This is a genomic window from Streptomyces swartbergensis (assembly GCF_002148965.1).
In the GTDB taxonomy this organism is placed as follows: Bacteria; Actinomycetota; Actinomycetes; order Streptomycetales; family Streptomycetaceae; genus Streptomyces; species Streptomyces swartbergensis.
In genome coordinates, this window is sequence record NZ_NGFN01000607.1 from 1 (window position 1) to 2,469 (window position 2,469).

Genomic DNA, 2,469 nt, shown 5'->3' on the forward strand with positions numbered 1-2,469 from the left:
GGCTGGCGCGGGCCGCGTGTCTGGGGGCGGCGTGCGCGGCACAGCAACTGCCCTGGTTCCTGGCGCCGTTCCTGCTGGCCGGGATCTACGCCGTGCGGCGCGGCGAGCTGGGCGGCCGGGCCGCGGCACTGGTGGTGCTGAGGTTGGCCGGGGCCGCGGCGGCCGTGTGGCTCCTGATCAACACCTACTTCGTCGTCAGCGAGCCGGGCCCCTGGCTGACGGGGATCGCGCTGCCGCTGACGCAGGGCGCGGTGCTGCACGGGCAGGGCGTGGTGGACATCTCGCTGTACCTGACCGACGGCAGCGACCGCCTCGACTGGTACTCCTCCGCGAGCCTGCTGCTGCTCGCCGGACTGCTCGTGCTGTTCGTGCTGTTCGTACGGCGGCTGGGGCCGGCCGCGACCGTCCTGCCCTGGTGCGCCTTCTACCTGGCGACCCGCTCGCAGGACGGCTACTACCTGCTGATGACGCCGCTGTGGCTGGCGGCGGCTGTCACCGCTCCCGCGTCGGCGTTCGCCGGGGCGTGGCAGCCCCGTGCGCGGCTGCTGTCCGGGCCGCGGCGCCGCCCGGCCCGGATCGCCCTGACGGCACTGCTGCTCCTGCCCGCGCCGGTCGGCGCCGCCGTGGCGGCCACGGGCACGCCGCCCCTGCGCATGCGGGTCGTCGCGGCCCGCCATCCCACCCCGGCCACCGTCTCCCGCCTCACCCTCCAGGTCACCAACACGGACGACACGGCCCTCGCCCCGCACTTCACCCTGACCATGGGCCAGGGCATGGATCCGTACTGGCGGATCGTCCGGGGCCCGCGCACCCTGCCCGCGCACGCCACCGCCCGCTATGAACTCCGGCCGCCCAAGGGCCGGTTCCTCGTGCCCCGGCCGGGTGCCCGGATCCGCCTGCGCGCGTTCACGGCGTCGCCGCAGACCCTGTCGAGCACGGATGTGCAGCAGGCGGTGCACCGGACGGGCTGACACCGCTGCGGATGGCGTCAGACGATGGCCCGGACGAAGCGCAGGCCCGCGGTGACCGTGGTCCGGCCGCGGATCATTCCCAGCTGGTTCCAGCCCATGCCGAACTGCTCCCGGTCCACGGTGAATTCCGTCTCCAGGGTGAGCCCCGTGGCGTCCTGGCCGGTCAGGCGCGCGGTGAGGGACAGCGGCCTGCTGACGCCGCGCACGGTGAGCTGACCGACGACATGCACCTGGTCGCCGTCGCGGAGCTCGGCGCTGCGGGCCACGAAGGTGATCTCGGGGTGGTGGTCGGCGTCGAAGAAGTCGGCGGACCTCAGGTGGGTGTCGCGCTTGGCGTTCTTGGTGTCGAGGGAGGCGACGTCGAAGGTCAGGGTGCCGACTGCGGAACCGTCGGGCCGGACCTCGCCCGAGCCGCCGATCGCGCCGAAGGTGCCCTTCACGGTGACCAGGCCCCACATGGTCTTGTGCTGGATGCCCACGGTCGAGGCGGTCGTGTCGAGCTGCCACAGTCCGGTTTCCACGGCGACGGTCATGATCCTTCTCCACTCGTGTCGTTCAAATTTGGATGACTACACGTTAGCGGTTCGTCCAAAATTGAACAACCCTGCGTTCCAAATTTGGACGACAGGTAGGCTGGGGCGTATGGCCGACCACCAGGAGCATCCCGCCGACCTGCCTGAATGCCCGCCCGCCGAGGGCGGCGGACTGCTGCCGGCGGAGCTGCGCGCCTGGATGCTGCTGCTCGCCGCGACGGGGGCAGTGGAACAACGGCTGCGCGCGGTCGTGAAGGAGAAGCTGGACGTCTCGCACGACGAGTTCCTGATCCTGTGCCTGCTCGCGGAGCAGCCCGAGGGCGGCCTGCGGATGACGCGCGTCGCGGAGCTCCTGGGCCGCCCGAAGACCCGCCTCACCTACCAGATCGCCTGCCTCCAGCACGCCGGCCTCGTCACCCGCAGGTCCGTGTGCGGCGACAAGCGCGGCGTCGAGGTCACCCTCACCGACAAGGCCCGCCGCCTCCTGACCGAGGCCTCCGGCCCGCTCGCCGAGACGGTGACGCGGTCCCTCACCCGCTTCATGGGCCCGGCCCAGCGTGAGGCGCTGTGCGCGCTGGTGCCGGACCTCGCAGAGGAGTTCCGCGCGGACTGAGCGAGCCCGGCCCTGGCGTACCGCCGGGACGCGGTCCTGGGCCCCCGGCGCCCTCTGTTCCGGGTGCAGGAGGAGGGCCCCATGGGCGCGTCGGACCTGCCCGGTGCCGTCGTACGGCACCCCGGCGGGCGGCTGGCCCGTCGACGCGGTGGCGCTCGCGGAGGGACTGCGCGAGCGGGTCGACGGTGAGGTGCCGTTCGACGCGGGCAGCCGGGCCGCGTCCTCGACGGACGCGTCCGACCTCCGGCAGACGCCGATCGGCGTGGTGGCGCACCGCACGCCCGAGGCGGCCGTGGAGGCGGCGGAGGCGGCGGAGGCGGCGGCCGTGGCCCGCGAGCACAGGGCCCCGGGC

At 73.5% G+C, this 2,469-nt stretch carries 3 protein-coding genes and 1 pseudogene; 3 read left to right on the plus strand and 1 reads right to left on the minus strand.

Going from position 1 to position 2,469, the window contains the following annotated elements:
* Positions 1-971: pseudogene (locus CA983_RS42720) on the plus strand (hypothetical protein); the annotation flags it as partial.
* Between the two features lie 17 nt (positions 972-988).
* Here CA983_RS42720 and CA983_RS42725 read toward each other — a convergent pair.
* Positions 989-1,504 carry a YceI family protein gene (locus CA983_RS42725; protein ID WP_086606001.1) on the minus strand — a complete coding sequence of 172 codons (516 nt, stop codon included), beginning with the start codon at positions 1,502-1,504 and terminating at the stop codon, positions 989-991.
* Between the two features lie 109 nt (positions 1,505-1,613).
* Between CA983_RS42725 and CA983_RS42730 the strand changes: the two genes are divergently transcribed.
* Positions 1,614-2,117: a MarR family winged helix-turn-helix transcriptional regulator gene (locus tag CA983_RS42730; protein WP_086606002.1), complete on the plus strand. Its 504-nt coding sequence runs from the start codon at positions 1,614-1,616 to the stop codon at positions 2,115-2,117.
* A 103-nt stretch (positions 2,118-2,220) separates the two neighbouring features.
* Positions 2,221-2,469: hypothetical protein (locus tag CA983_RS42735; protein ID WP_143645794.1), on the plus strand; the 249-nt coding region annotated here is incomplete at its 3' end.

Excerpts from the sequence above, each read along its gene's own strand:
- CA983_RS42725 (WP_086606001.1), bottom strand. The coding sequence starts at position 1,504 with ATGACCGTCGCCGTGGAAACCGGACTGTGGCAGCTCGACACGACCGCC.
- CA983_RS42730 (WP_086606002.1), top strand. The coding sequence starts at position 1,614 with ATGGCCGACCACCAGGAGCATCCCGCCGACCTGCCTGAATGCCCGCCC.